Origin of the sequence: uncultured Tyzzerella sp. (assembly GCF_963558545.1) — a bacterium.
In the GTDB taxonomy this organism is placed as follows: Bacteria; Bacillota; Clostridia; order Lachnospirales; family CAG-274; genus Tyzzerella.
Window position 1 is genome coordinate 1 of the sequence record NZ_CAUWHO010000100.1, and the last position, 2,736, is coordinate 2,736.

The 2,736-nt window shown below is 23.5% G+C and carries 5 protein-coding genes; all 5 read left to right on the forward strand.

The window, feature by feature from the left end; genetic code table 11:
• Positions 1 to 201: 201 nt before the first annotated feature.
• Positions 202 to 339 carry a hypothetical protein gene (locus tag R5Z65_RS09820; RefSeq protein WP_317368838.1) on the forward strand — a complete coding sequence of 46 codons (138 nt, stop codon included), beginning with the start codon at positions 202 to 204 and terminating at the stop codon, positions 337 to 339.
• 22 nt (positions 340 to 361) lie between these two features.
• Positions 362 to 733: an SLOG family protein gene (locus R5Z65_RS09825; protein ID WP_317368839.1), complete on the forward strand. Its 372-nt coding sequence runs from the start codon at positions 362 to 364 to the stop codon at positions 731 to 733.
• Between the two features lie 156 nt (positions 734 to 889).
• On the forward strand, positions 890 to 991 hold the full coding sequence (locus R5Z65_RS10290; protein ID WP_369124043.1) for a putative holin-like toxin: 102 nt from the start codon (positions 890 to 892) through the stop codon (positions 989 to 991).
• A 207-nt stretch (positions 992 to 1,198) separates the two neighbouring features.
• Positions 1,199 to 2,005 (forward strand): C39 family peptidase, encoded by an 807-nt coding sequence (locus R5Z65_RS09830; RefSeq protein ID WP_317368841.1) that lies wholly within the window; start codon positions 1,199 to 1,201, stop codon positions 2,003 to 2,005.
• A 33-nt stretch (positions 2,006 to 2,038) separates the two neighbouring features.
• The coding region (locus tag R5Z65_RS09835) for a helix-turn-helix domain-containing protein (protein ID WP_317368843.1) at positions 2,039 to 2,736 on the forward strand (698 nt) is incomplete at its 3' end.

The following is a 2,736-nucleotide window of genomic DNA, read 5'->3' on the forward strand; positions in this document are numbered from 1 at the left end:
CTTCATATTTAGCAATATAATCTAATTTATCTAATAAATTTTGATTAATTCTTAAAGTATATCTAGGTAAATTATCTTTCATAAGAAAAACTCCTTTTATATATTATGACGAATAGTTGACAAAATTATAACTCATATATATAATTTAAAGTATAATATGACTAAAAAATGACGCATTATTTTTTAAAAAAAGGAGATATTATGAATAAAGTTTGTTCATTTACAGGGCATAGACCTAGTAAATTTAAGTTTAAATATAATGAAAATGAGATAGAATGTATAAAATTAAAGGCTAAATTAATAAATGAAATAGAAAAAATATATTTAAGTGGGTGTTAAAATATTTTTAACAGGTTGTGCAATGGGAGTTGATATATGGTGTGGAGAAATTGTTATACAATTAATGAAAAAATATAATGATATACAATTATTTTGTGTACTTCCTTGTAGCAACCATTATGAAAACTGGAATGAAAATTATAAAAATAGATTAAAAAATATTATGGAAAATTGTACTAAAAATATTTTAGTGCAAAAAGATTATACAGATGATTGTTTTTTTAAAAGAAATAAGTATTTAGTAGATAAATCTAACGTAGTTTTAGGAGTTTATGATATTAACTTAACTAAAAGTGGGACAAAAAATACTTTAAAATATGCTATAAATCAAAATAAAGATTTAATTATTTTAAACATAAATGATTTAGAAATTTATAAGCATTTTATTTTATGAATATTGTTGCAAAAAGTAAAAAAATAGTTTAAAATGTAAACAAGACAATCGGAATAGTAAGTGTTGTTACTTACACGCCAACAATGTTTTATACTATAAAGTATAGAGCAAAGGGGGTGGGCTTTCAATCTTAAAAAGATTGGAGGTGTTGTGATGATGAGTACATATGAAGTAATTATGATATTACTTACATTTTCAAACAATATGGTTAGTTTCATAGGTTTGATTATTGTATTAATCAAACGCACAAAAAAGTAATAGCACCCACTCTAGCAAAGTTTTGTGCTATTACTTTAAACACATAGTATAAAACATTGTTGGCAATTCCATTGCCTTTTTCTAATTTAATTATACAATATAAAAAAATATTTGTAAAGTATTTCTTTTTAGAGATACTTTTTTTATTATATAAATTAGCATATGAATTATATTTTTAAAGGAAAAATTATTTTAGGAGTTGTTAAAATGAAAGAAATTTTAATAAAATTTTTAATTCAAATGGCAATAGATGAAGAAAGGCGAAAGAAAATATATCTAATGATAATATCAGTTGTTACAGGGCTATTAATGTTAATAGCCTTTTTTTTATACTTAATAACAAATCCTTTAGATATGTTTAAAGAGTTTATTTTTGGAGATGAAATATTAGCAATAGAACAGTTTCAAAAAGATTATGGATATAACCAAAGTATAGGTATTTATGATAAAGATTATATTGAAGCAGAAGAGCAAGATTATGGAGATATAGTTTTTACAGACAGTGAAATAAGTGTTGTATATTTTAATCAATTAGATGAAAAATATAAAAATCAATTATATGGCACAGATAAAGTCGGTACTCAGGGTTGTGGACCGACTTCAATGGCTATTGTAGTATCTAGTTTAACAGGACAAATATATGACCCTATTTATATATGTAACTGGAGTGTTGAAAATGGATACTATGCTAAAGGAAGTGGCTCTTATCATAGTTTAATTACAAATTGTGCAAAGGTTTTTGGTTTAAATGTAGAGGGGTTAGGAAATGATAAAGCAAAAGTAATATATGCCCTTAATAATGGTAAATTAATAGTGGCTCTTATGGGAAAAGGTACATTTACAAATAGTGGGCATTTTATTGTGTTAAGAGGAGTAACAAGCGAAGGTAAAATACTTGTTGCAGACCCTGCTAGTTATAAAAGGAGCAAACAGCAGTTTGATATAAATTTAATAATGAACGAGGCTAGAAAAGGTGCAGGAGCAGGTGGAGCTTTTTGGAGTATATGGAATTAAAAATAACTTAATTATAAAAAAGGAGATAAAATTATGGAAAAATTTGAAATTAAAAATATGTTATATAAATGCAGTTTAAAAAGCAGAGCATTAAGTGTAATTTTGTATTTATTAGATAGAGCGAACAAAGATTTAGTGTGTTTTCCTAGTATAAAAACTATATCTAGTGATTTAAACATATCTGTTTCTACAACAAAAAGGGCTTTAAATAGCCTTGTAGAAACAGGTTTAATTGAAAAAATAGAAAGATTTTTAAATACAACAGACAAACAAACTTCTAATTTATATGTTATTAATTTAGAAAATATTAAAAATTATAGATTTTCTTCTAAAATAGAAAAGGTTGAAGATGAAAAAGAAGTATTAGAAATTTTTGAAAATGTAGAAAATGAAAATATTAAACAAGATGTTAATTTAGAGAATATAAGTGAAAATACTAAAAATATTATTGAAAATACTGAAGAAATAAGTTTATCTAGCAAAAAAATAGTAATGGAAAAGAATAAGGAAAGTATATATAAAAATATTGATAAAAAAATAACTATATTTGATTTAATACTAAAAGATATAAAAAATAATTCACTTATAAATAACAAGTCATACCTTAATTGTAATAATAAAAATATTAAAAAGATTATGCTATATAAATTTAAAAAGTTAGAAAAAATGAAGTATGCCTTTAAAGATTATTTTACATATATAAATGGACTACACCCCAGTTCATTTTTACA